Below are 24,673 nucleotides of genomic sequence, written 5' to 3'. Positions count from 1 at the left end.
CACTGGGGGGTGGCCGGGAGGCCCCGCCGATTCGCTGCGGTATAAGCCAGACGTCGTTAAAGTTGGCAAGCATGCAGACCCGTGCGCCCAGAGTGGTCGGCAGAGACCGGGAGATCGATCATCTCCACCGCCTGCTGGCCTCGGCCGCAGGCGGTCACGGAGGTGCGGTCTTCCTGGTCGGCGAGCCCGGAATCGGTAAGAGCCGGCTGGCCGGCGTCGCCACCACCCGGGCGATCGACAGCGGCATGGCGACCCTGCGCGGCCGGGTCGGAGCCATCGGCACCATGGTCGCGTTCCGCCCGTTCACCGAGGCTCTGCTGTCGCTGATCCGCCGGGGCGAGATGCCCGCCGCCGACGGCCTCGGTCCTTACCGGCAGGTGCTCGGGCGCCTGGTCCCCGACTGGGACGACGGTACGGCGCATGACACGGCGACGTCGGCCGTCGTACTGGGTGAGGCCGTACTGCGGTTGCTGGCACTGGTCGGCAAGGACCGTGGATGCCTGCTGGTGCTGGAGGATCTGCACGGGTCCGACCCCGAGACGCTGGCCGTCATCGAGTACCTGCTCGACAACCTGGACGAGCAGCCGATCACGCTGGTCGCGACGCTGCGGTCGGAGACGTGTGCGGCGCTTGAACTCGCCAGACTGTCCGCACAGCGTGGCTCGGCTGCGCTGATCGAGCTGCAGCCGCTGGACCGGGCCGAGGTTGGTGAGCTCGCTTCCGGCTGTCTCGAAGTCCCGGTGAGCGGCGTACCCGACCATCTGGTCGACAGGCTGTGGCAGGACAGCGCCGGAGTCCCTTTTATTGTTGAGGAATTGCTGCAAGAGGCCACGCGGTCAGGGCAGCTGCTGTCCAAGCCTGACGGCAGTGTTCAGGTCGTCGACGGTCTGCAGACCGGTGTGCCCGCAGCCGTCGTACGCAGCATCAGTAGCCGGACTGACCAGCTGGGGCCACAGTCACGTGACCTGCTCGTGTTGGCGGCTGTGATCGGGCACCGGTTCCCGCTGAGCGTCGTACGGAAGGCGACTGGGACTGACGAACGGTTGCTGCTGGCCACACTGCGGGCCGGGCTTGCTGCGCAGCTGGTGGGGCCCGACGAGCCGGTGCCGGACTGGTACGCGTTCCGGCATCCGCTGACCGCTGACGCGTTGCTTGCCGGGCTGACGCCGACCGAGCGGGCCACACTCGCGAGACGCTGTGCGGACGCGATCGAGGAGCTGCACCCCGGGCTGCCGGGTGAGTGGTGCCCGATGGTGGCCGAGCTCGCCGAGACCGGTGGGGACAAGGGCCGGGCCGGCCGGCTCTTCGCGACGGCCGGGCGACGGTCCTTCGACGAGGGGGCGATGGGATCGGCGGTCAAGCTGCTGGAGCGCGCCAACGCCTTGCTGGCCGGGGAAGCCGACAGCACGCATCGAGCTGAGGTGCTGGGGTCGTTGCTGATAGCACTGAGCGAGACCGGCCAGTTCGAGAACAGCGCCGAGCACGCGGCGACGATCGAAGACATGGCCAACCGCAACCTGGACAGCCGCAAGGTCGCCGCATTGCACGTCCAGCTGGCCAACCTCGAACACATGGCCGGCCGCTGGTCGGCAGCCCTGACGCAGGTCGCAACGGCGCGGACGCTGCTCGGTGTCGACGCCGGCGACGCGGACCTGGCGCCGGTGGACGCTATCGCCGCACACCTCGAGCTGGCCCGCACAAGTCCCGGCCGGCTCAAGGCCGCCACCGAGCTCGCCACCCGGGCCGCCGAGGCCGCCGAACGGGCCAAGCTGCCCGCGGTCGCCTGTGACGCGCTGCAACTGCTCGGCATCCTGTCCCGCGAGCACGACCTCGATCGGTCGATCGACTACTTCCACCGCGCCCGGCTGGTGGCCGAAGAGCACAACATGACCTTCCAGCGGGTGTGCTCGCACATCTTCCAGGCCGGCACGATCTGCCTGGCAGGAGGAAGCATCGTCGAGTTGGAGCGGGCCCGGCAGCAGGCGCTGCGGATCGGTGCCATCCCCCTGGCCTACGAGGTCGACGGGATCCTCGGCCAGCAGGCGATCCTGCGGTCCGAGTACGACAAGGCGAGGGTTCTCATCGACGAGTGCCTGGAGGTGACCCGGCGCCTCCGGCTCGGCCGCTCGGCGACGTACTTCCTCTCCACGAAGGCGATCCTCGAAGCACACCAAGGCCGTCGTACGGCGATGGAGGCGACGCTGGCGGAGGCGGCCAACTGGGGTGGCGAGCGAGCGTCGTACGAGCTCCCGTACTCCTACGGGCTGGCCCGGACGTTCTGTGCGCTGCTGGAGGAGAACCGCGAACTGGCCGACTCCGAGATGGCGCAAGCCCTCGCGTACGACGCTCAGAACCCGACGACACTGCACACGTCGGGTAAGTACGGGCTGGGCCTCCTGCTCGGAGTGCTGTCCGGTCGCAACGGCTGGGCACACTTCGAGGCGATCACCGCGGCCGCGGCCAGTGGGATGCGGTGGAACAAGCAGTTCGTGCAGCTGGCACACGCCGTACTGCTCGGACGGGACGGTCAGGTGGAGGCAGCCAACGCCAAAATGCTGGAGGCGCTGGAGACGGCGTCGCTCTACCCGATGGCCCGCCACTTGGGGCTGCGGATGGTGGCGGAGCCTGCGCACGCCGACGGGTGGGGTGAGCCGGTCGCCTGGCTGCGGCAGGCGGAGGACTACTTCCACAACGCGGAGATCCCGGCTGTAGCGAGTGCGTGCCGGAGCCTGCTGCGTCAGCTCGGTGCGACGGTGCAGCAGCGGCGGATCGGCAGCGAGCAGGTGCCCGCGCATCTGCGCCAGCTCGGGATCACCACCCGCGAGTACGAGGTCTGCCGGCTGCTGGTGGACCGGATCGGCAACAAGTCGATCGCGTCCCGGCTGCACATCTCCCCGCGGACCGTGGAGAAGCATGTGGCCAGCCTGATGACCAAGACCCAGCAACCGGATCGGGAGGCCTTGAGCAGTTTCGCCCGGACCGTTCTGGCGGACTGACCGCTGGTCCGATTCCGGACCTGATGCGTGTGCTGGGACGTGCGATGACCGGAGGGTGATAGTTGTCGACTCACGCTGTCGGTAACCGCCCGCCGGTGCGCCAGGCAAATGTAAGTTATGAACGCTCGCTTTCTATTAGGATAGGCGAGTGGCAGGCAAGGGGTCGGACATGAGCAAGGGAACGGTCGGCGGCGGCACGACGATGCTGCGCCGGATCAACGTCGCCGCGGTCCTGGACGCGGTACGCCGCTCCGCGCCCGCACCACTGCGCGTCGCCGAACTGGTCGAGCGGACCGGCCTGGCCAGACCGACCGTGGCGCAAGCCGTCGACGAGCTGCTGGACGCCGGCTGGCTCCAGCAGCACGGCCCGGACTCCGCGGACCGCTCGCTCGGCCGCCCGGCCATCCGCGTCTCCCTCCGGGGCCGCGCCGCGCCGGTGCTCGGCCTGGACGTCGGCCCGCACCGGGTGACCGTCGGCGTCTCCGACCTGGCCGGCCGCAAGCTCGCCCTGGTACGACGCTCTGGGCCGGGCTGGAGCGCGCAGGAGTTGCTGGGAGTCATCAGTGAGGTGATCACCGAGGCTCTGGCGGAGGCCGACGTACGGGCTGAGGACATCGCGGCAGCGGTCGCCGCCAGCCCTGGCATCGTGGACGAGCACACCGGCCGGGTCCAGCTGGTCCCGAGCGTTCCGGGCTGGTCTGCAATCGACCTGACCAAGCATGTCCGCAGTCTGCTCGACTGCCCGGTCATGCTCGACAACGACGCCAACCTGGCCGCGCTGGCCATCGCTGCCGCCCGCGGTGGCACCGGCACGCTGCTGGCGGTCCAGTGGGGTGAGCGGCTGGGTGCCGGCATCGTGATCGACGGACGGCTGCACCGGGGCACCGGCGCGGCTGGTGAGATCGGCTTCATCGCGACCGCGCCCGACGACGTGATCAACCCCGAGGACAGCCGGGGGCCTCTGGAGCGTGCAGTCGGCTCGGAGGCCATTGCGGCGCTCGGCCGCCAGGCTGCACTCGACAGCCCCGACTCCCGCCTGGCCGAGCTGGGTGGCGAGCAATTGGACACGGCGGATGTGTTCGCCGCCGCGGCAGAGCGTGACCCGGTGGCTCAGGCCGTCGTACAGCAGGTGGCGCGCGACTTCGCCCGGGCTCTGGCTCCCGCCGTACTGGTGCTGGACCCGACGGCGGTCGTGATCGGTGGCGGCGTGGCCCGTGCGGGCGCCGTACTGCTGGATGCCATCTCGGACCAACTGCGGATGCTCACGCTGAACCAGCCGAAGCTGGAGCTGTCCGCTCTGGCTGAGGACGCGGTGGTCACGGGAGCCATGCGCATGGCACTCGACGAGGTCTGGCAGCGCAAGCTCCCGACCCCAGCGCTGACCAGCACTGCCTAGCCGCGGACGGCGGTGGCGATTGCGTCTGGGCGATCCAGGTGCATGAGGTGGGCTGAGTCGGGGAGGACCTCGACCGTGCCGTGGAGGGCGTCAGCCAGGCGTTGCTGACAGGCGAGCCAGCGGTTGGCGGTGAAGCGGGAGCTGCCGCCGGTCGCCACCAGCAGGGTCGTGGGCGAGACCAGTTCGGTGACCAGCTTGCCGACCTCGGCGGCCAGCTCCCAGCTGTTCGCCAGCTCGTCCCAGAACAGCAGCCACGACAGCGCGGCGCCGTACCGCTCCTTCGCGGTTGCCTTGGACAACAGGTCGTGGTTCGACCTGCTGCCGATGCGGACGAACAGGCGTCGTAGCGCGGTGCCCAGCAACTGCGGCAGGCCGATCCGGCCCAGGAAGCGCAGGAATGCCCGGATCGCCCGGTCAGCGCGCGTGCCCGGATACAGCCATCGGAAGCCCGTCTCCGAGGTCAGGCTCGTGTCGACGAGCACGAGCCGGGTCACTTCCAGCGGCCGGGTCAGCGCCCATCGCAGGGCCGCGAGGCCGCCGATGGAGTGGCCGATCAGCCCGATCTCCGCCTCGGGCGCGACTCCGGCCGCCGTACGCAACTCGTCGACCGTTGACGTGATCGGCGTACGCCACGGATCGATCACCCGCAGATCGAGCCCCGGCAGCAGCTCGACGACCCGGCCGAACTCCTCCGGAGTCTCAGCCAGCCCAGGCAACACGATCCAGGTAGTTGTCATCGAAGGAAAGCTTGCCTGAGGCCGGGTAGGGCTGTCGCCAACATTAGGCATGTCAGCAGGACTGAAACGCGCTGGAGGATGCCTGGCGGGTGCAAGTCGCCGGTGAACACTTCGAGACCGGTCTCGATCCCGAGCCACGCCTGGGTCACCGCGACACCGGCCGCGGATGCCGCGAGCACGCGGCTCCATGGGCCGCCCCAGCCCAGGCGGCCGAGGACCAGGAGCGCGAAGATGCCCATGACGACGCTGCCAACGCCGGCGATGGTCGACGTGATCTCGTGGAGCAGCGCGGCGGTGCCGGAGTCGTGGCAGGACGGGTTGGCCGACGGCGCGCAGTCCATCGGGGAGAACGAGTCGAACAGCGTTCCGGCGCCGAAAACCGCCGCACTGATCAGTAATCCGGCGACCTCCCGGTTCATCCGAGCGGCCGGCCGGCCAAGGATCGCGGCCAGCAGCAGGAGCACGCTCGCACCCAGGTCCATCGCCCGCGCGTACGGCGAAGTCGGCTGGTCGCGGGCACCGAGTTCGCTGAGGAACGAGTAGTGCACGTTGAGCGGGAATCCGGCCGCGATCTCCAGGAGCAGACTGCAGTACAGCACCCCCGCGGCGATCATCACGTTACGCATCAGGCGATACGGGACGGCGACCATGCCCGTCAGCCTCGCACAGAGGCCAAGCATTTGACTGTCGCTTCAGGTACACCGTCTCGGTAGTGCTAGGTCCACCGGAACCTCCGAGGACAAGTGGGATGATCGCTTGGTGCGGTCCGAACAGCAGGAGTCGATTCCCGAGTGGCAGCAGCGTGCTGCTGTCTGGGTCGGACGTGTCGTGGTGGCGGCCTCGGTCTGGTCGTTCCTCGCGATCCCGCTGCATCTGTTCGCGCCGGCGTACGTACGACGGGTCGATCAGGCCTTCGACTTCGTCGGCATCCCGGCCGGGCACACCTTCTTCTCCGCCGTCTACCTGGCCGTCGTCGGCAGCGCGCTGCTGCGCGGCAAGCGAGCCGCGCTGCTCTGGGTGCTGTGGGTCTTCGAGGCGCTCTGGCTGGTCGCGCAGATTGCCAATGTCGCCTTCACCAGCGTGCGGCTGAGCAACCCGGAGGATGCCGAACTGCTGCGCGAGTTCGGCCGCGCGAGTGTGGTGGACCTCGAGTGGGCCATCGCGCAGGTCGTCGTGGTCGCTGCGATCATCGTGCTGCTGTGGAAGATCCGCGCGGCGTTCCCGGCCCGGCTGGCGCCTGGGACGAGGCGGCTGGCGGTCGGCTCGCTCGTCCTCGGGCTGATGATCTCGGCCGCGGTCAGCATCACCCTGACCCAGATCTTCCCCAGGACGCTGTCCGGTCAACGGGAGAAGGTCGGCTGGGCGATCATCGCCGCACTCGGGCAATCACGCAGCAAGATGGGCGGCCACGAGGGGCACGGCTGGATCGGTCTGTCGGTCGGCGCGATCTCGGCCGCGTCGCTGGTGATCGCCTTCGCCATCTTCCTGCGGTCCGTCCGCCGGGTCCGCTACCTCACCCAGACCGAGGAACTCGAAACCCGCCGCCTGCTCCTCCTGTACGGGGAACGCGACTCGCTCGGGTACTTCGCCACCCGCCGGGACAAGGCGGTCATCTTCTCCCCCGGCAACGACGCCGCGATCGCCTATCGCGTGGTCAACGGGGTCAGTCTCGCCAGTGGCGATCCACTCGGCGATCCAGCCGCCTGGCCGGCCGCGATCCAGCGCTGGCTCGCCGAAGCTCGCACCTACGGCTGGTCCCCGGCCGTGCTGTCCGCGAGCGAGGAGGCCGCGCACGCGTACGTCGACGCCGGGCTGCGGGCGCTGGCGATGGGCGACGAGGCGATCATCGACGTCGCCGACTTCACCCTGGAAGGCCGGACGATGCGACCGGTCCGGCAGGCGGTGACGCGGGTCCAGCGGGCCGGCTACCACGCCGAGGTGGTTCGGCAGGGCGACCTGTCGCCTGAGGTGCTGGCTGAGTACGTCCAACTGGCCGAGCGGTGGCGCGGCGGGCAGACCGAGCGTGGCTTCTCGATGGCGCTCGGGCGGTTGGGTGATCAGGCGGACGCGCGCTGCGTGATGGTGATCGCTCGCGACGCGGATGGCGCCGTACGTGGTCTGCTGTCGTTTGTGCCGTGGGGTGTTCGCGGGGTTTCGCTGGATCTGATGCGGCGTGATTCCGAGTCGGTGAACGGCCTGATGGAATTCATGGTCACGTCGCTGGTCGACGCGTGCGGGGATCTGGGTGTCCACCGGATCTCGCTGAATTTCGCGATGTTCCGGGAGATCTTCAGCGATGCGGAGCGGGTCGGCGCCGGGCCGGTGCTGCGGCTGACCAACGCGCTGCTCACGACGGCGTCGCGCTTCTGGCAACTGGAGAGTCTCTACCTGTCGAACGCGAAGTACCTGCCGCGGTGGTCGCCAAGGCTCATCTGCTACTCGCGTGGTGCGTCGCTCGCCCAGGTGCTGCTCGCGGCCGGGACCGCCGAGGGCTTCCTGCCCGCGCCGCGGCCGTGGACCCGCGTGGACAGTGTCGAAACGGCCGAGCGGCACGCGATCCGTGCGGCGGACGGAGGCGGGTTCGCGAGCGCCGTACGTGCGCAGGAGCAGGAGCTGCTGCGGCCTGCATTGCCGGATCGGAAGCTGACCGAGCAGGAGCAGATCCGCCGGGCCAAGCTGGCGGCACTTGTTGCTGCTGGCATCGATCCGTACCCGGTCAGCGTGCCACGGACGGAGACGCTCGAGCGGATCCGGGAGCTGCACCCGAACCTGCCGCCCGACCACCACACCGGCCAGACGGTTTCCGTCACCGGTCGCGTGATGCGGATGCGGGACCACGGCGGCCTGGCGTTCACGCAACTGCAGGACGGGCTGTCGCAACTGCAGGTGATGCTGACGGCCGAGACCTGCGGCGATACGGCGCTCGACCAGTGGCGGCGATTTGTCGACATTGGTGACCACGTCAGCATCACCGGCGAGGTGGTCACCACGCGTCGCGGCGAGCTGTCCATCGCGGCGACGGACTGGCTGATGGCGGCCAAGTGCCTGCATCCCTTGCCTGACAAGCGCAAGGGGTTCACCGATCCGGAGGCGCGGGTCCGGCAGCGTCACCTCGACCTGGTGATGAATCCGGAGACGCTCCGGATGATGCAGCACCGCAGTACGGCGGTGCGGGCCCTGCGCAACGGTTTCGAGTCGCGCGGGTTCATCGAGGTGGAGACGCCGATGCTGCAGGCGGTCCACGGCGGGGCGAACGCGCGGCCGTTCGTGACCCACATCAACGCCTACGACACCGACCTGTTTCTGCGGATCGCACCCGAGCTGTTTCTCAAGCGGCTCAGTGTCGGCGGGCTCGGCAAGGTGTTCGAGCTGAACCGCAACTTCCGCAACGAGGGCGCCGACGCGACGCACAACCCGGAGTTCACCTCGGTCGAGGCCTACCAGCCGTACGCCGACTATCACGTGATGCGCGAACTCACCCGCGAACTGCTGATCGAGACGGCGACCGCGGTGTTCGGCAAGCCGGTGGTGCAGCGCCCGGACGGCGAGATCGACATCTCGGGCGACTGGCCGGTCATCACCGTGCACGACGCCGTCGGCCAGGCCACCGGTACGACGATCGACGCCGACACCCCGGCCGAGCGACTCCGCGAGCTGTGCGCGGAGCACGGCGTACACACGACCTTCGAGCTGACCGCCGGCGAGCTGGTGCTCGAGTTGTACGACGAACTCGTCGAACCGACGACGACGGTGCCGACCTTCTACACCGACTTCCCGCTGGAAACGTCGCCGCTGACGCGGACGCACCGCACTGAGCCACGTCTGGCCGAACGCTGGGACCTGGTCGCCTTCGGCGCCGAAATCGGTACGGCGTACTCCGAACTCGTCGACCCGATCGAACAACGCCGCCGCCTCACCGAGCAGTCCCTGAAGGCAGCCGCCGGCGACCCCGAAGCCATGTCCCTGGACGAAGACTTCCTGTCAGCTCTGGAATACGCCATGCCACCCACCGGCGGCCTCGGCATCGGCGTCGACCGCGTCATGATGATGCTCACCGGCCAAAACATCCGCGCAACCCTGGCCTTCCCCTTCGTCCGCCCAGCCCCGCGCGACTAGACCTCCAGCCGGGCGGCGATGTCGGCGCGTAGCGCTGCCTTGTCGATTTTGCCTACCTTTGTGGTGGGGAGTTCGTTGGTGAGGACCAGGCGCTCGGGGAGTTTATACGCCGCGACGCCGAGTTGTTCCATCGAGTGGCGGACGTCCTCGAGCGTGATGGCGGTGCCTTCGCGGGGGACGACGTACACGCAGACGCGTTCGCCGAGGCGGGGGTCGGGCATGGCGACGGCGGCGACCTGCTGGACGCCGGCGAGGGTGTAGGTGAGGTTCTCGACCTCCTCGGCGGAGATCTTCTCGCCGCCGCGGTTGATCATGTCCTTGTCCCTGCCCTCGACGATGAGGTTGCCACCGGCAACTACGCGGCAGATGTCGCCGCTGCGGTACCAGCCGTCGGGGGTGAAGGCGCGCGCGTTCTGCTGCTCGGCCTTGTAGTAGCCGCGGGGTGTGTAGGGACCGCGGGTGAGCAGCGAGCCGGGTTCGCCGGGCGGGACCGAACGGTCCAGTGGGTCGACCACCTGGACCTCGTCGTCCGGGCACATCGGACGGCCTTGCGTCGTACAGATGATGTCTTCCGGGTCGTCCAGCCGGGTGTAGTTGAGGAGGCCTTCCGCCATCCCGAAGACCTGCTGCAGCGTGCAGCCGAGGACCGGCTTGATCTTGCGCGCCACCTCGTCGGCCAGCCGCGCACCACCCACCTGCAGGACTCGCAGCGACGACAGGTCGTCCGAGCCCGAGGAGTACTCATCCAGCCAGCGCTGAGCGACCGCAGGCACGACCGCAGTGTGGGTAACACCTTCTGCAGCGATGGTTTTGAAGGCTCGTGAAGGCTCCGGACTTGGCAGCATGACTACAGTCCCGCCGACAAGCAGAGTGCCGAGCAGCCCCGGGCAGGCGAGTGGGAAGTTGTGTCCAGCAGGCAATGACACCAGGTAGACAGTGGAGGCGTCCATGCCGGACACCTCACCGCTGCGCTTGGCGTTGTACGTGTAGTCGTCGTGCGTACGAGCGATCAGCTTCGGCAGCCCCGTCGTACCTCCTGACAACAGGAAGACCGCGACACTCCGGCTGTCAGGCTCAGCCCCGTCCCAGACCCCAGCGCCTGAGCACAGCGAGCGCAGGTCCACGCTGCCGTCGTACAGGTCGTCACCAGCGACCAGCACGTGCTGCAACGAGTCCACCTCGTCGACGAGCCGATGAGCCAGCTCCTGATGGTCGAAGTCCCGCAGTACATCCGGTACGGCGATAGCCGCGGCCTCAGCATGCGCGGCCAAGTACGACAGCTCGTGATACCGATGCCCCGGCAAAGCCATCACCGGTACGACGCCTGCCCGCAGACACGCGAGAGTCAGTACGACGAACTCCCACCCGTTCGGCAGTTGTACGACGATCCGGTCGTCGGCACGAAGCCCCAACCCAGTCAGCTTGGTAGCTGCCGCGTCGGCGCGGGCGATCAGTTCGGCGTACGTCAGCCGGAGGCCACCGTCCACCAGTGCGACCTTGTCCGGCGTACGCTCCGCCTGCGCCCAGATGTGGAACGGCAGACTGCGGCCCTCCCAGTAGCCGGCCGCGACATAGCGGGCAGCATCCTCAGCGGGCCACGGCACGACGCCAGCGGCGATCGGACTGACCATCACTTCTCCTTGCCGGTGATCACGGCATCCAGCGCGATCAGGCCGTCGCGTGTGAGCCGCAGGGGATTGATCTCGATCTCGTCGACGTGTGGCGCGTCCAGCAACACCTGTCCGAGCGCCCGTACCACCTCGGCCAGCTCCGACCGGTCCAGCACCGGCCCACCACGCCAGCCATCCAGCAGCGCACGGCCGAGCAGTTCGTCGGGCATAGACGACGCTTCTGCCACAGACAAAGGCGCTGCACGTACGGCGACGTCCGCCAGCGCCTCGGCCGTCGTACCACCGAGGCCGACCAGCACCACTGGCCCGAAGACGGGGTCACGCCGGGCACCGACGATCAGGTCGACTCCGGAGGGAGCCATGGCCTCAACGAGCACGCGTCGGTCGCCAAGCTTCGCCAGGGCATCTGCCAAGTCTCCGTGGCCGCGGATGCCAAGGTGGACACCACCGATCTCGGTCTTGTGCAGCACGGCGGCGTCGAGGATCTTCACGGCGACCGGACCACCAAGGCGATCCAGGGCCGCATGCGCCTCCCCCGCGGTGTCACAGGCGACGCGCACGGGCGTACGGATACCCAGTGCGTCCAGCACGGACTTCGCCTGGTCCTCGTCCCACCTGCCCGCCGCCACCTCAACAAACGGCGCAGCCGAGCCGGCCGCGTCACGCCTGTGAGCAAGCCGCGCGTCCTCGACCAGAGCCCGGACAGCATGAGCCAGTGCGGCCGGACTGGTACCGACCGCGAACCCCCGCTCATGGAGGCCGGACCGGACGACGCCAACGTCCACACTGGAACCGCCCACGCCGACCACAGTAGGGCCGACCGACTCCAGCTGGGAGAGCTCGGACACCAGGTCGAGGCTGTCCGGCTCGGTCAACGCGTAGACCGCCACCAGATCGACATCAGAGTCCCCACCGACTGCCTTCACCACCGAGCCGAACCCAGGCCCGGGCCGACCGGTGTCCACTGGGTTGGCCTGGTACGTCATCGGTGGCAGCAGCTCAGCCACCCGCTGTTGCGTCGCATCGCTCAGCGTCGGCACCCGGATCTCGGAACCGCGCAGCCGATCCAGCAACAGCAATCCAGGGCCGGCCTGAGCAGTCACGACACCTACACCTGGGTCTGCAGCCGGAGCCAGCCGCGTCATGGACAGCGCGCCCACTGCGTCAACCAACTGGCGCTCGCCGTCGACGAGCACAGCACCTGCTTGCCGAAGTACGCCCCGTGTCGTACGCCAGGAGGTGGCCAGCGCGCCGGTGTGCGACTGGGCGAACTCACCGACATCGTTGCGGCCGACAACCAACGCGACAACCGGCTTGGCAGCGGACACCCGCGCAACAGCGGCAGCCAGCCGTGAGCCGTCGGCAACCGATTCGATGTGCAGGGCAACGGCCGTCGTAGCCGGGTCGTCGAGCAGATAGTCGAGTACGTCGGTCGCGTCGACGTCTGCGGCGTTACCCAGGCCGACCGCGACACTGACGCCGTACCCGGCCTCGGCAAGCAGGAACGACACCGCGTGGTTCACACCGCCGCTGGCTGCGACCACGGCTACTCCACCGGCCGGAACGTCGGCCGCGCTAGGCACGAAGCTGGCGGTCAGCTTGCGCGACGGCACCAGGAAGCCGGACGTGTTGGGACCGAGCAGGCGGATGCCGTAGCGCTCGACGACGTCCGCCAACGCTTGCTGGTGTTCTGGGTGACCGGCCTCAGCGAAGCCGCCAGCGCAGACGAGTGCTGCGGTCGCTCCAGCCTTGGCTGCTTCGGCTACGGCGTCAGCAGAGGCCGGAGCGGGTACGCAGACCACCGCGAGGTCGATCGGTGCGCCCAGCACGTCCACGGCTTCCTCGACAGAGCCGTGGAGCTCAGGGTCGCGTGAGTTCACCAGCGCGAGTGGTCCGTCGTACGTGGAGAGGGAGCGCGCCATCACTGCGCCGAGCTTGGCCGGGTTGCGCGAGGCGCCGATCACTGCGACCCCGCGAGGGGTGAACAACCCGTCCAGCCCGCTCACGCGCTTCCTCCCACGTTCCGGCTGACCTCGACCGGGACTGCGCCGCTGGTCCGGCCCACCAGGTCGGCACGCCCGGAGAGGAGGAGGGTCTCCGCGTCGTCCGAGGTCAGCTCGTCATCAACCACCATCGCGGGGGTCCCGGCCGCCAGCCGCGACTCCTCCGCCAGCAGGGTCCGCGTCAACCGCGAACCCCCGTGCACAGCCACCAGCGCCGGTCCAGCCAGTACGCCGGAGTGCAGCGACGCCAACGCCGCAGGCAACTCCTGCTCATCTGCCGGCGCCTCGAGCAACAATCCCCAGTCCCGCACACGGTCCGGCGGCTCGGAGAACAGCGGAAGGGCGGACCGCCCCCACTCACCAACGACGGCGTCGGCTGTGCCGGCTCGCGCACCTGAGCGTGGCGGCCCGGCTTCTGCGGCAGTTGGTGAGTGCTGCAAGTCCACCTCCACCTGACGACCGGGCACCGCGAAGCTGCCGGACCGGAACGGTGTCTCCAGCGGCGCGGGCCCGTTCTGCGCGTGCCACGCCGTACGGGTCGCAGCCACGAAGGCGGGATCGCGGCGGGCCAGCTTCCCACCGCTGATGCTGCGGGTGAGGAAGTGGAACGCGAACTGCCACGGCTCGAGTGTGTCGTGGTAGCGCCCGAAGTGCTCCCACCAGGACAGACTCGGCCGCGCCGATCCCTGGATCTTCTCCACCGACGGCCGCGCCGATTCCTCGTACGCCGCCAGCGCAGCCCCCAGATCGTCATGCGCAGAGAGCGCCGCCGCGAGCGCGACCGCGTCCTCCATCGCCATCTTGGTGCCCGAGCCGACCGAGAAGTGCGCGGTGTGGGCGGCGTCGCCGAGCAGCACGACGTTGCCGTGCGCCCAGCGACCCGTGCGCCGGGTCCGGAAGCTGCCCCAGCGCGAGTTGTTCACCAGCAGCGGGTGACCGTCGATCTGGTCGGCGAACAGCTTCTCCAGATAGACCTTCGTCTTCAGATCGCTCGGCCCGGGCGGCTGGGACACGTCGAACTCGTCCAGCCCGGCCCGCAGCCACGACTCCCGGTCCGTCTCGACGATGAACGTACTCACATCCGGACTGATCGGATAACCGTGTACGGCGAACACGCCGTCGTCACCGCGTTCGTGCACGAAGGTGAGTCCGCTGAACGAGTACGTCGTACCGAACCAGATGAACTTCGCAGCCGCCGTCTCGACCATCGGTTCGAGGGCGCCCGCCAGGCGCTCCCGGATCCGCGAGTTGGCGCCGTCGGCGGCGACCACGAGGTCGTAGTCGCTGAGGTCGTCGAGGTCCACCTCGGTCTCGAACCGCAGCGTGACGCCGATGTCCCGGGCCCGCTGCTGCAGTACGGCGAGCAGCGTCTTGCGGGCGATCGCGGCCATACCCATACCGCCGCAGGTGAAGCGCTCACCCTTGAGCCGGACCTCGATCGCGTCCCAGTGCACGCCGTACTGCGTGAGTGCGTCGCGGACCACCGGGTCGGCGGCGTGAATGGCGGCCAGCGTGGCGTCGGAGAACACCACCCCGAAGCCGAAGGTGTCGTCGGCGCGGTTGCGCTCGAACACGGTCACCTCGACCGACGGGTCGTTCGCCTTCACCAGGGTGGCGAGGAAGAGCCCGCCGGGGCCACCGCCGACACATGCGATCCGCATCGTCACTCCTTCTTCTCAGGCCTGAGTCGTCTGCGGGCTGGTGCCAAGAGCCGGCTCGGGCCGCCGTTCCCGGCCGGTCCGCGGTACGGCGGCGATCACCAGTGCACCGAGGACAGCGGGGACTGCGAAGCCGTAGAAGTTCCAGTCGAGGCTAAGCCCGGAGTCGAGCACCCAGCCACCGAACAGCGGGCCGACGATCGCGCCCAGCCGGCCGACACCGAGGGACCAGCCGAGGGCGGTCGCACGACTTCCGGCCGGGTAGTGCGTTGCGACGTACCCGTTGACCAGGATCTGCGTACCGACCGTGCCCAGGCCGGCGATCGCGATCAGCAGGTAGAGGGCGAACGCGGCCGGGTCGGTGCTGAGTGCGTAGATCGAGCCGGCGGCGAGAGCGAAGGCGACCGTCGTGACCACCTTCGAGCCGAGCCGGTCGGCGAGCGTCGACGCCAACAGAGCACCGACGATCGCACCGAGGTTCATCACCAGGAGGAACCTCAGCGAGGAGCCGAGGGGGTAGCCGGCCTGCCGCATGATCTGCGGGAGCCAGGTGTTGAGGCCGTAGACGAGCAGGAGCCCGAAGAAGCTCGCGAGGCCGAACAGGATCGTGGCGGCGAGGTGCTTGCGACCGAACAACACCGCGAGAGCGCTCCACTTGCTCGGGGTCCCGGCCGCGACCGGCTCCGGCTGTACGCCGTACTTCGTCGCGAGAGCAGCCGCTTCGTCGTGCCGGCCGCGGGCCTGCAGGAAGCTGACCGACTCAGGGAGGAACCGCCAGGCCAGCGGGAGGACCAGGACAAGCGGCGCCATGCCGATCCAGAACATGATCCGGAAACCCTGGGTGGGCACGAGGTTGATCGCGAGTACGGCGGCCAGCACGCCACCGAGGGAGAAGCCGGAGAACATCAGCGCGTTGTTGAAGTTCCGGCGGTGCGGCGGCGCGTACTCAACAGTCAGCGCGATCGCGGTCGGCACCACGCCGCCGAGGCCGAGGCCGGTGACGAAACGCAGGATGCCGAACGCCTCGGCGCTGGGCGCCAGCGCGGTCGCTCCCATCGCGAGCGAGAACCAGGTGATGCTCGCGAACATGATCCGGCGGCGCCCGACGATGTCGGTGAGCGCACCGACGCAGAGCGTGCCGATCACCATGCCGGTCAGCGCGTAACTCCCGATCGCGCCGGCCTGACCCGGGGTCAGGTGCCAGTCGGGATTCTTCAGCAGGGACGGTACGACGGCGCCGTACACGATCAGGTCGTAACCGTCGAAGACGATCGTGACGAAGCAGATGGCGACCACCCAGAGGCCGGCGCTGGACCTTGAGGTGGTGGCGGAAGGACTGGACATGTGGCCTCGATTCCTGGCCGGGGCAGTGGGGATATTTGGAAAGTATGCCGATTACACGACGACCGTCAAGACTTTGACACTCTTCAGATGGCACCATGAGAAGATGAGCGCAGCGAACCACTGGGACCGGCTCCGAGGAGACGCCATGAAGCCACGGTCGATCGTCTTCGACCTCTTCGGCGACTACATCCGCTACCACGGCGGCGAGGTGCGGCTGCGCACGCTGACAGCACTACTGGAGTGCTTCGACGTCGGCGAGAGCACCGTGCGGGTGGTGATGGCGCGGCTGCGGCGGGAGGGCTGGTTCGACACCCGCAGGGACGGCCGCGAGACGGTCTACGCGCTGAACGACAAGAGCTGGCGACTGATGGACGAGGGGCGGACACGGATCTTCGAACGCTCCCGCGAGCCGTGGGACCGGCAGTGGTCGATGGTGATCTACTCCGTGCCGGAGAGTGAGCGCGGAGTGCGGGAAGAGCTCCGGAAAGAGCTTGCCTGGCTCGGTTTCGGGCCGCTGGCATCGTCGACCTGGGTCAGTCCGCACAACCGGCTGACCGAAGTCCAGGAACACTTCGCGGACCAGGAATCGGTGCGGCTCGATCTCCTGCGGTGCACGTCGTCGGGGTTGTCCCGCGATCGTGAAATGGCCGCCCGATGCTGGGATCTGGCTTCCCTCGACGCCGATTACGCCGAACTGCTGCGCACGTACCGGCCCCGGATGAAGGCCTATCGCGCCGGCACCGTGTCACCGAAGCAGGCGCTCGTCGAGCGGATGGAACTCATCCACGACTACCGCCTGTTCCCCTTCCGTGATCCCGACCTGCCCGAAGAGCTCCTGCCCGCGGGCTGGCACGGCCGGGAGGCCCACGATCTCTTCCTGCAGGCTCACGAAGCGTTGCAGGAACCCGCCGACCGCTTCTTCACCGAGCTCTCCGCGACCGACCGAGTCGCCTGACCCGTCAGCTTTTTCGGACCGCACAACGTTGTCATGTGTCAGATTCTTGACGAACGGCGTTGATATGTATTTCAATCCAGAGGCTCAAGCGGATCGCCGGCCCCGGTCCACCGTCCCCATCTTGTGTGCTCTGGAGGCACAGCCGATGAGACCGATCCATTCGACCCTTGCCGTTCTTGCGGCCGGCGGGCTACTCGCCTGGTGGGCGTACCCCTCCGCCGCCCAGCAGACGACCGCGACAGCTGCAGCAGTGGCCCCGGGTCCCGCCGTACTGAATGCTCCGCCGCCGGCAGCGCCACAGCTGGAGAACACCGGCATCTGGCAGGCGAAGCCCACGCAGATCTGCCACACCAGCGCGTACCGCGCCGGTGAATTCCTCAACCAGGGCTGCGTGTACGACGACCAGGGCGCCCAGCTGGTGCCGACCAACTGGCCGGAACACTCGCTGACCTTCGCCTACACATACCCGACCGATCCGGCGTACCGCGGCAACGCGGCCGACCTGGTCGAGGTCCGGATGAAGCCGCTCGCCGACTCGACCGCGTTCCGGGTCACGTTCAACACGATGACCGATCCCGAGCTCGTCGGTACGACGATTGCCCTCGGCACCTCGCTGCTTCCGCACGAGGCGCCGTACGGCTCGAACACGCGGATGCCCGCGGAGAAATTCGTCACTGTGCACGGCCGTACCGGTGACATCATCGACGCGGCCACCGGGCAGAAGTCCGCGGTCACCGTGTCGGTCGACGTCGAGCGCCGGCAGGTCGAGGTGCGTGTCCCGCACACCGCCTACGACCCCGGCACGCGCAAGATCCGGGTCGCCGCGGCGGCCGGGCTGTGGGATCGCGCGGCGGGGAAGTTCTTGGTGCCGCAGGCTGTTGCCGACGCCACCCACCCGGGCGGTGCGATCACGAGCGGGCTGCTGAAACCGTCGGCGTACTTCGATGTCGCCTTCCGGAAGGAGGCCTTCGACTCGCCGTGGCTCAACGACGCGCAGAAGACGGCACTCGCGAGTGGTGACATCAGCAAGTTCTTCGCGACCGTTGACTTCGGCAAGCTGCAGCAGCATGTGACCGACGACAGCGCTGTGCCGACCTCCGGTTATATCGAGCGGATCTACGCGACGAACAGCGAAGTACGTCAGGGCCGTCGGCTGCCGAGTGACCCGGGGCAACCGCCGCTGGGGTCGTTCACCCAGCAGAACGGCGCGACTGTCGGCGGTTCCGGTACGAGTGTGCAGTTCGGCTGGATCTGCCGGGACGACTGTGTGTCCGACCTGCCGGGCAGGCTGCAGCGCTATGTTGCTTACGTCCCCGATCTGCCGAAGCCGGCAGATGGGTACGCGAGCATGGTCTGGACGCCCGGCTACGCCCAGAGCGCGAACGACCAAGTCAGCGATCCCGGCATGGCCGAACTCCTCCCCGCCGGTGACCGGGACCTCTTCCACCAGGTCGCGAACCGCCCGTCGGCGCCGACCGTGGTGATCTCCGTCGACGGCCGCGGCAACGACAACTGGTCCTATGGCCGGTCCGGTACGTCGGTGTTCGAAGCGCTCGCCGATGCGCGGCGGGCGTTCGGGCTCGACCCCACCCGGACCGTCATGAGCGGCTTCTCGAGTGGCGCGTACAGCGCGAACAAGCTGTCGCTGCAGTTCCCGGACGTCTTCAGCAAGGCCTTCATCTGCGACGGTCTGAACATGGCACCGTCGTTCCCCGGCATCAACGGCATCGCCGACACGCTGCCGGTCGACACCGTGACGCAGCACGAGCCGGGCTCGACACTGACGCCGTTGCTGCCATCACGCCGCAACCAGCCGGTGCTCGAGTGGGCCGGTCTGCCGGACAACTACATCCCGTACAACATCCCGCGCGAACGGGCCAACGCCTACATCGCCGGCTCGCAGTACGACTTCAAGTTCGACAGCTGGCTCGGCGCCTCGTCCGACCACGTGGTGATGTGCGCGAACGCGACCTGGGGCGTACTGACCGACTGGCTCGGCGACATGCGCGGCGTCAAGGATCCGTTCCATGTCACGTACGTACGCAACCCGGCGATGGACGACCCGGAGTCCGGCCTGGTCGGTGACCACGCGTACTGGCTCAGCAACATCCAGAGCCGGTCGGGCGAACTCGGCACCATCGACGTCAAGTCCCAGGGCTTCGGCCTCACTGAAGCCCCCGCGGCCCCAGTCGTCACCGGCGCCGGCGTCGAAACCGGCTCAACCGTCCCGGTCAACGCCTACACCACCGAACACCGCACCAAGCCCGCCCCGGTCACCGCACCGGTCGCCAACCGCCTCGACATCACCGCAACCAACATCAGCACAGTCACCATCGACCCCCAGCAAGCCAAAATCACCTGCACCGCCACCCTCAACGTAACCACCGACGGCCCCCTAACCGTCAAAATGCTCGGCTGCCCCGACCGCACCTTCAACTAACCCTCCCCCACAGAACCCCTGTGCCGAAACCCCTCCCGGCACAGGGGTTCTGCGCACCTAGGGCACGTCCACCGACCCGGTCGCGGGCTTCGTGGCGCACCGCCGGACCAGTGGTCCAGGCCCGTCGACCGGGGAGGGTCGCGCCCACTTTGTGCACGGTTCGACCACGACACGCCGCCACACGATGGTCGAGCGGTGCACAAGGTCACCACCAGCCGTGAGCGCGCGCAGATTCCGGGGGCCCGGGGCGGCCGACGGGAGGTTACTGGTGTGGCTTCGCCACGGGCTCGAAGGTGGGCCAGTCGAGAGGATCGTCCCAGGACCGGTTCGTCAATGCGGCCAAGTGGATTCCCTCGCGGATGACCTCGGCGGATGAGATTCCGCGCCGGTCGGCGGCCTGCCTGATCAGCGTCAGGTCGGCCTCATCGATGTACACCGTGCGACGCTTCAGGGGCATCCCTCGACGGTACTGCACGTCAAATGCTCCAGCGGCCGCCGGGATGGCTACAGGCCTCCTAGCTTGTCGAAGAGGTGGCCGAGGAAACCGCCGAGACCGCCTGGTGGGTCTGGTTGTTCGGGGTCATCAGGGGTTGTGGGTGGGGAGGTGGGTTGAGTGGAGGTGGGTGGTTGGGGCGTGGTCGGGTTGGAGGTGGCGGTGGTGGTTGAGGTTGGGTGGGTGGAGGTGTTGGGGGCGGGTGGGGTGTGGGTGGCTGGTGGGAAGGTTGTGGTGGTTTCGCCGGCCAGTTCGGGGGTGGGGGTGTTGGCGGCGGGCGGGTAAGTGGCGGGGCCATCGGTGGTGCCAGTTGTTGCTGAGGGCAACGGTGTGGGTGTGGCGGTGGCTGGTGGTGCGGGGGTTTCGGAGTCGCGGGGGACGGTGGGGCCGTCGGTCGTGGATTGGGTCGGCTGGAGGCCGGCGACCGGGTTGGCTGGGTCTGGGCCGCCGCCGGGGAGGGGGAGGAAGGGGGCGCCGATCCTGGGGCCGCCGAGGAGGGCGATCAGGACCAGGACGGCGTAGAGCGCCAGCAGGGCACCGAGTACGACGGCGGGTTGGCGAAGCCGGTGCGGGTTCAGCCAAGGGGGACGGGTTGCCGTGGCGGCGAACGGCTTCACAAGTCCCGGAGAGTATCGCCTTCAAACGTTTCCTGGAAGAAATTCCACACTAGATCGCAAAGATCTGACAGTTGAATACCGGTACGTATCAGTAGCAGTGCAATGAGTCACCGAACAGGCGCGCCAAGCAACCAGGCGTCAACCAAGATCCTGTGCCAGCCTGGCTCTCATGTCGACTTTGGTGCTGCTGCACGGGCTCGGAGCCAACGGACGTGTGTGGGACGGCTGGCCGCAACCGCGCCTCGCCCCGGACCTCGCCGGACATGGCTCAGCTCCCGCGCTCCCGTCGTACACCTTCAGCTCGATGGCTGCCGCCGTCGCCGAGACCATGACCGTACGGCGTGAGGTCGCGCTCGTCGGTCATTCGCTCGGCGGCGTGGTCGCACTCGAGCTGGCCAGCGGCAAGTACGGCGTACAGGTCGAAAGCGTCATCGCGCTCGGGGTGAAGTGCACCTGGTCCGAGGACGATCTGGGCCGGGCGAACGCGTTGGCCCAGAAGCCAGTCGCGTGGTTCGACACCAAGCAGGATGCGGCCGCGCGGTTCCTCAAGGTCTCCGGCCTGCAAGGACTCGTCGACCCCAGCGATCGGGCAGTCGAGCACGGCCTCAACGAACTCGACGGCCGTTGGCGGTTGGCCATGGACCCCGGCACTTTCGGCATTGGCGCACCCGATATGCCGGCCCTGATCGCGGCGGCACAAGCGGACGTCGTCCTGGCGCGCGGCGAGCACGACCCGATGAACACCACCGAGGAACTCCAAGAACTCCACGATCAGGTCGTCACGATCAACGGCCTCGGCCACAACGCCCACGTCGAGGATCCGGAACGCGTCCTCAGCATTCGATGACGTTGACGGCGAGGCCGCCGCGCGACGTCTCCTTGTACTTGATCTTCATGTCCGCGCCGGTTTCGCGCATCGTCTTGATCACCTTGTCGAGGGTGACCACGTGGACGCCGTCGCCGTGCATCGCCATCCGGGCCGCGTTGATCGCCTTCACCGACGCCATCGCGTTGCGTTCGATACAGGGGATCTGGACCAGCCCGCCGACCGGGTCGCAGGTCAGGCCGAGGTTGTGTTCCATCGCGATCTCGGCCGCGTTCTCGACCTGGAGCGGCGTACCGCCGAGGACCTCGCACAACCCGGCCGCGGCCATCGAGCAGGCCGACCCGACCTCGCCCTGGCAGCCGACCTCGGCACCGGAGATCGACGCGTTCTCCTTGTACAGTACGCCGATCGCGCCGGCGGTCAGCAGGAAGCGAACCGCTCCGTCATCCGTTGCCCCCGGCACGAATCGCCGGTAGTAGTGCAGTACGGCGGGAATGATGCCAGCAGCACCGTTCGTCGGCGCGGTGACGATCCGCCCACCGGACGCGTTCTGCTCATTCACGGCCAAGGCGAACAGGTTCACCCAGTCCATCACCTTGAGCGGATCCACCGACCACGGATCCTGCGACAGCCGCTTGTGCAGCGCGGCGGCCCGCCGCGGCACCTTCAGACCACCCGGGAGGATCCCCTCGGTCTCGCAACCCTCCTGCACGCAGTCCTGCATCACCTGCCAGATCCGCAGCAACCCGTCGTGGATCTCCTCCTCGGTCCGCCAGGCGAGTTCGTTCGCGAGCATGACCTCGCTGATCGACAGCTGCGACTCACGGCACCGATCGAGCAACTCGGCACCCGTGGTGAACGGATACTTCAGCGGTGTCGTGTCCGGCACGATCCGATCCCCGGCCGCCGCGTGCTCGTCGACGACGAACCCGCCGCCGACCGAGTAGTACGTGCGTTCCCGCAGTACGGCGCCATCCGCCGTACGAGCGACGAAGGTCATCCCGTTCGGGTGGTACGGCAACGTCTTGCGCCGGTGCATGACGAGGTCGGTGTTCTCGTCGAAGGCGATTTCATGCGAGCCGGCAAGCCGCAGCCGGCCGTTCTCCCGGATCGTCTCGACTCGCGCGTCGACGGAATGCGTGACGACGGTCTCCGGGTCGTCGCCTTCGAGGCCGAGGAGGACCGCCTTGTTGCTGCCGTGGCCGTGCCCGGTCGCGCCGAGTGAGCCGAACAACTGGGCTTCGACGGTCGCGGTGTCCGTCAGCAGACCGTCGGCGGCGAGGCCGAATGCGAAGGTGCGGGCGGCTCGCATCGGTCCCACCGTGTGGGAACTCGACGGGCCGATCCCGATACTGAACAGGTCGAAGACGCTGATCGCCATGCTGTGGAGGTTCCTTCCGGTCGCCGTTGACCGTTTGGTGTCCTCCCCGCTCTGTCAGGAAATGGGCCCTTCCAGAGGTGCCTCGCCCGTACGGTGAAGGTGCCTGAGAGATTCTTGGGGAGAGTTGCTCCTACGGCGCCCGAGTCAGGCCCGGGTCTCTCCCGCACGGGTTCATGCGGCTGTTGAGTTAGCTTCCGCCCGCGACGGTACGGCGGCGGATCGGCCGACGTCAATCCGGCCGGTGCGCTCTGCGCAGATCTCGAACAGCCAGGTGAACAGCGGAGGAATGCTGGCTGCCAGCGCGACCAATGTGAGCGGCCACGACCAGCGCAGCGGACCGCGCACCACCAGCACGGTGATCACGTAGGCGATGAACAGACCGCCGTGGATCGGGCCGAAGATCTTGACCCCGAGCTCGTTGTCGGACAGCACGTACTTGAACAACATGCCGATCAGCAACCCGGTCCAGGACACCGCCTCCGCGATCGCCACCCACCGGAACCACACCGCGTGCTTTGTACTCATCAGCGACCGACCCTAACAAGTCCCCCAAACCCACCCGGGGGTCCGCCCGGGGCTCGTCCCGGATGTGGCCGAGCAAGCGGTTGCCAATGATCAAGGAATGAATTTCAGACAACGCGCCATCGCCTGTGCAGCGGCGCTGGGTATCGCGGTGGCCGGACTCACGACATTGCCGGCCGAAGCTCAGGTGCAATGGTCCGACTGCAAACCGGAAGGCAAGGACGACCCGAACGTCGTCAAGGGTTCGCAGTGCGCGACGCTGCAGGTGCCGGTCGACTGGCGCGATCCGGACGGACCTACCTTCGGTCTCGCGATTGCCCGTCGTACGGCGAAAGGGGACCGACTCGGCGTATTGATGTGGGGACCCGGTGGTCCTGGTGACTCGGGGGTGGACCGGATCAAGACGGGGATGAGCCGGTTCAGCCAGACGTTGCAGGACCGGTTCGACATCGTCAGCTTCGATCCGCGCGGTGTCGCCCGCAGCAACCCGGTGAAGTGTTCGGCCGAACTGCTGGCCAAGCAACCGTCCCCGATCCTGAAGAGCCAGGCCGACTTCGACGCGACCATCCGGTACAACCGCGAGCTCGCGACCGACTGCCGGAAGAACACCGGCGCGGTGTACGACCACATCGACAGCTGGCAGACCGTGCGCGATGTGGACGCGATCCGCGCGGCGCTCGGCGAGTCGAAGATCTCGTTCCACGGCAGCTCGTACGGCACACTGCTCGGCGGCCAGTACGCCGAGACGTATCCGAGCCGGGTCCGGGCGATGGTGCTGGAGAGCGTGAGCGACCACAGCAGCGCGCCGACGAAGAAGTTCCTCGACGCCCAGGGAACTGCCAATCAGGACTCGTTCAGCGAGTTCGTGAAATGGTGCGACGCGGCAACGACCTGCTCGCTGCACGGCCGGGACATCCATGCCCTCTGGGCGGATCTACTGACCCGCGCCGACCGCGGTGAGGTGCCGGATCCACAGAAGCCGACGCTGCCGATCAGTCAGTTCAACCTGAGCTTCACGGTCTTCCGGCTGCTGTACGGGCCGCAGTGGGTCAGGCTGGCCGACACCTTGAAGACGCTGGACACCAGCGCGCCACCGACTGGTCAGCCGCCGGTTCCGACCGGACTGGCGCCGTACCCGCTCGCGGTGTTCTGCCAGGACTGGAACCTGCCGGTCCGGGACTTCAAGGAGTACGCCGGTAACCTCAACCGGCTGGCACGGAAGTACCCGGACATGAAGTACCCGGGTCAGCTGATGGCTGTCTCGATCTGCCTTGGCTCGCCGCCGGCGAACAACCCCCAGCACCGGCTGAGCGTTCGCGGTCTGACGACCCCGGTCCTGCTAGCCAACGCGATCCACGATCCGGCGACTGGTTACGGCTGGGCGCGGAGCGTGGAGCGCCAACTGGGCAAGGAAGGCGTCCTGCTGACGTACGAAGGCTGGGGCCACGGCAGCTACAACTCGACCCCCTGCATGCAGACCAAGGTCGACGCGTACCTCGTGTCGCTGCAGGTCCCGCGCCGCGGCACGACGTGCGCCGCCGTACAACCGACGGGCTGA

General features: G+C 68.2%; 17 protein-coding genes and 1 riboswitch. Of the genes, 7 read left to right on the top strand and 10 right to left on the bottom strand.

All coding sequences use genetic code 11. The annotated features are described in order from the left end of the window. Nucleotides 1–71 precede the first annotated feature (71 nt). Together EV646_RS09825 and EV646_RS09820 are read left to right on the top strand one after the other, a co-directional pair. On the top strand, nucleotides 72–2,996 hold the full coding sequence (locus EV646_RS09825) for an ATP-binding protein (protein WP_132146425.1): 2,925 nt from the start codon (nucleotides 72–74) through the stop codon (nucleotides 2,994–2,996). 169 nt (nucleotides 2,997–3,165) lie between these two features. Next, nucleotides 3,166–4,392 carry an ROK family transcriptional regulator gene (locus EV646_RS09820; RefSeq protein WP_241995693.1) on the top strand — a complete coding sequence of 409 codons (1,227 nt, stop codon included), beginning with the start codon at nucleotides 3,166–3,168 and terminating at the stop codon, nucleotides 4,390–4,392. On the opposite strand, the gene EV646_RS09815 is transcribed toward EV646_RS09820, so the two are convergent. Together EV646_RS09815 and EV646_RS09810 are read right to left on the bottom strand one after the other, a co-directional pair. Beyond that, nucleotides 4,389–5,129, bottom strand: a complete 741-nt coding sequence (locus EV646_RS09815; RefSeq protein WP_158290937.1) for an alpha/beta fold hydrolase — start codon at nucleotides 5,127–5,129, stop codon at nucleotides 4,389–4,391. The two genes, EV646_RS09820 and EV646_RS09815, sit on opposite strands and share 4 nt — an antisense overlap. Further along, complete coding sequence (locus tag EV646_RS09810) at nucleotides 5,126–5,779, bottom strand: DUF998 domain-containing protein (protein ID WP_158290936.1); 654 nt, start codon at nucleotides 5,777–5,779, stop codon at nucleotides 5,126–5,128. Before EV646_RS09810 ends, EV646_RS09815 begins: the two co-directional genes overlap by 4 nt. A gap of 109 nt (nucleotides 5,780–5,888) precedes the next feature. Between EV646_RS09810 and lysX the strand changes: the two genes are divergently transcribed. Further along, nucleotides 5,889–9,245: a bifunctional lysylphosphatidylglycerol synthetase/lysine--tRNA ligase LysX gene (gene lysX / locus EV646_RS09805; RefSeq protein ID WP_132146413.1), complete on the top strand. Its 3,357-nt coding sequence runs from the start codon at nucleotides 5,889–5,891 to the stop codon at nucleotides 9,243–9,245. Here lysX and EV646_RS09800 read toward each other — a convergent pair. From EV646_RS09800 to EV646_RS09785, 4 genes are read right to left on the bottom strand one after another with little or no spacing between them, the layout of a single operon-like run. Further along, nucleotides 9,242–10,876, bottom strand: coding sequence for a (2,3-dihydroxybenzoyl)adenylate synthase (locus tag EV646_RS09800; protein WP_132146410.1), 1,635 nt, complete (start codon nucleotides 10,874–10,876; stop codon nucleotides 9,242–9,244). The genes lysX and EV646_RS09800 overlap by 4 nt on opposite strands. Continuing rightward, a complete protein-coding gene (locus EV646_RS09795) occupies nucleotides 10,876–12,882 on the bottom strand; it encodes an acetate--CoA ligase family protein (protein WP_132146407.1) in 2,007 nt (668 codons plus the stop codon). The genes EV646_RS09800 and EV646_RS09795 overlap by 1 nt, the downstream gene beginning before the upstream one ends. Next, the gene (locus EV646_RS09790) at nucleotides 12,879–14,540 is read right to left on the bottom strand and encodes an FAD-dependent monooxygenase (RefSeq protein ID WP_132146404.1); all 1,662 of its coding nucleotides are present in this window, start codon (nucleotides 14,538–14,540) and stop codon (nucleotides 12,879–12,881) included. Before EV646_RS09790 ends, EV646_RS09795 begins: the two co-directional genes overlap by 4 nt. A 15-nt stretch (nucleotides 14,541–14,555) precedes the next feature. Further along, nucleotides 14,556–15,881, bottom strand: coding sequence for an MFS transporter (locus EV646_RS09785; protein ID WP_132146401.1), 1,326 nt, complete (start codon nucleotides 15,879–15,881; stop codon nucleotides 14,556–14,558). 145 nt (nucleotides 15,882–16,026) lie between these two features. On the opposite strand from EV646_RS09785, the gene EV646_RS09780 reads away from it, so the two are divergent. After that, nucleotides 16,027–16,836, top strand: a complete 810-nt coding sequence (locus EV646_RS09780) for a PaaX family transcriptional regulator (RefSeq protein WP_132146398.1) — start codon at nucleotides 16,027–16,029, stop codon at nucleotides 16,834–16,836. Between the two features lie 145 nt (nucleotides 16,837–16,981). Next, entirely contained in the window at nucleotides 16,982–19,276 is a 2,295-nt protein-coding gene (locus tag EV646_RS09775; RefSeq protein WP_132146395.1) for a hypothetical protein, read from the top strand. Between the two features lie 262 nt (nucleotides 19,277–19,538). Here EV646_RS09775 and EV646_RS09770 read toward each other — a convergent pair whose 3' ends face one another. Further along, nucleotides 19,539–19,733 carry a ribbon-helix-helix domain-containing protein gene (locus tag EV646_RS09770; RefSeq protein WP_132146392.1) on the bottom strand — a complete coding sequence of 65 codons (195 nt, stop codon included), beginning with the start codon at nucleotides 19,731–19,733 and terminating at the stop codon, nucleotides 19,539–19,541. A gap of 47 nt (nucleotides 19,734–19,780) precedes the next feature. Then, nucleotides 19,781–20,386, bottom strand: coding sequence for a hypothetical protein (locus EV646_RS38825; protein WP_158290935.1), 606 nt, complete (start codon nucleotides 20,384–20,386; stop codon nucleotides 19,781–19,783). Between the two features lie 169 nt (nucleotides 20,387–20,555). On the opposite strand from EV646_RS38825, the gene EV646_RS09760 reads away from it, so the two are divergent. Next, nucleotides 20,556–21,233: an alpha/beta fold hydrolase gene (locus EV646_RS09760; protein WP_132146389.1), complete on the top strand. Its 678-nt coding sequence runs from the start codon at nucleotides 20,556–20,558 to the stop codon at nucleotides 21,231–21,233. Here EV646_RS09760 and EV646_RS09755 read toward each other — a convergent pair. Beyond that, nucleotides 21,220–22,593 (bottom strand): L-serine ammonia-lyase, encoded by a 1,374-nt coding sequence (locus tag EV646_RS09755; protein ID WP_132146386.1) that lies wholly within the window; start codon nucleotides 22,591–22,593, stop codon nucleotides 21,220–21,222. The genes EV646_RS09760 and EV646_RS09755 overlap by 14 nt on opposite strands. A gap of 81 nt (nucleotides 22,594–22,674) precedes the next feature. Continuing rightward, a riboswitch (glycine riboswitch) is annotated at nucleotides 22,675–22,767 on the bottom strand. Further along, nucleotides 22,765–23,118 carry a DUF3817 domain-containing protein gene (locus EV646_RS09750; RefSeq protein WP_132146383.1) on the bottom strand — a complete coding sequence of 118 codons (354 nt, stop codon included), beginning with the start codon at nucleotides 23,116–23,118 and terminating at the stop codon, nucleotides 22,765–22,767. It overlaps the preceding riboswitch by 3 nt. A gap of 97 nt (nucleotides 23,119–23,215) precedes the next feature. Between EV646_RS09750 and EV646_RS09745 the strand changes: the two genes are divergently transcribed. After that, the gene (locus EV646_RS09745) at nucleotides 23,216–24,673 is read left to right on the top strand and encodes an alpha/beta hydrolase (protein ID WP_132146380.1); all 1,458 of its coding nucleotides are present in this window, start codon (nucleotides 23,216–23,218) and stop codon (nucleotides 24,671–24,673) included.

Source organism: Kribbella antiqua, from assembly GCF_004345665.1.
Taxonomy (GTDB): domain Bacteria; phylum Actinomycetota; class Actinomycetes; order Propionibacteriales; family Kribbellaceae; genus Kribbella; species Kribbella antiqua.
The sequence above is the reverse complement of the archived record's forward strand: the minus strand, read 5'-3'. Positions and strand labels throughout refer to the sequence as shown.

Excerpts from the sequence above, each read along its gene's own strand:
- EV646_RS09785 (WP_132146401.1), bottom strand. The coding sequence starts at position 15,881 with ATGTCCAGTCCTTCCGCCACCACCTCAAGGTCCAGCGCCGGCCTCTGG.
- EV646_RS09800 (WP_132146410.1), bottom strand. The coding sequence starts at position 10,876 with ATGGTCAGTCCGATCGCCGCTGGCGTCGTGCCGTGGCCCGCTGAGGAT.
- EV646_RS09750 (WP_132146383.1), bottom strand. The coding sequence starts at position 23,118 with ATGAGTACAAAGCACGCGGTGTGGTTCCGGTGGGTGGCGATCGCGGAG.
- EV646_RS09775 (WP_132146395.1), top strand. The coding sequence starts at position 16,982 with ATGAGACCGATCCATTCGACCCTTGCCGTTCTTGCGGCCGGCGGGCTA.
- EV646_RS09760 (WP_132146389.1), top strand. The coding sequence starts at position 20,556 with ATGTCGACTTTGGTGCTGCTGCACGGGCTCGGAGCCAACGGACGTGTG.
- EV646_RS09745 (WP_132146380.1), top strand. The coding sequence starts at position 23,216 with ATGAATTTCAGACAACGCGCCATCGCCTGTGCAGCGGCGCTGGGTATC.
- EV646_RS09825 (WP_132146425.1), top strand. The coding sequence starts at position 72 with ATGCAGACCCGTGCGCCCAGAGTGGTCGGCAGAGACCGGGAGATCGAT.
- EV646_RS09790 (WP_132146404.1), bottom strand. The coding sequence starts at position 14,540 with ATGCGGATCGCATGTGTCGGCGGTGGCCCCGGCGGGCTCTTCCTCGCC.
- EV646_RS09755 (WP_132146386.1), bottom strand. The coding sequence starts at position 22,593 with ATGGCGATCAGCGTCTTCGACCTGTTCAGTATCGGGATCGGCCCGTCG.
- EV646_RS09815 (WP_158290937.1), bottom strand. The coding sequence starts at position 5,129 with ATGACAACTACCTGGATCGTGTTGCCTGGGCTGGCTGAGACTCCGGAG.
- EV646_RS09780 (WP_132146398.1), top strand. The coding sequence starts at position 16,027 with ATGAAGCCACGGTCGATCGTCTTCGACCTCTTCGGCGACTACATCCGC.
- EV646_RS09820 (WP_241995693.1), top strand. The coding sequence starts at position 3,166 with ATGAGCAAGGGAACGGTCGGCGGCGGCACGACGATGCTGCGCCGGATC.
- EV646_RS09770 (WP_132146392.1), bottom strand. The coding sequence starts at position 19,733 with ATGCCCCTGAAGCGTCGCACGGTGTACATCGATGAGGCCGACCTGACG.
- EV646_RS09810 (WP_158290936.1), bottom strand. The coding sequence starts at position 5,779 with ATGGTCGCCGTCCCGTATCGCCTGATGCGTAACGTGATGATCGCCGCG.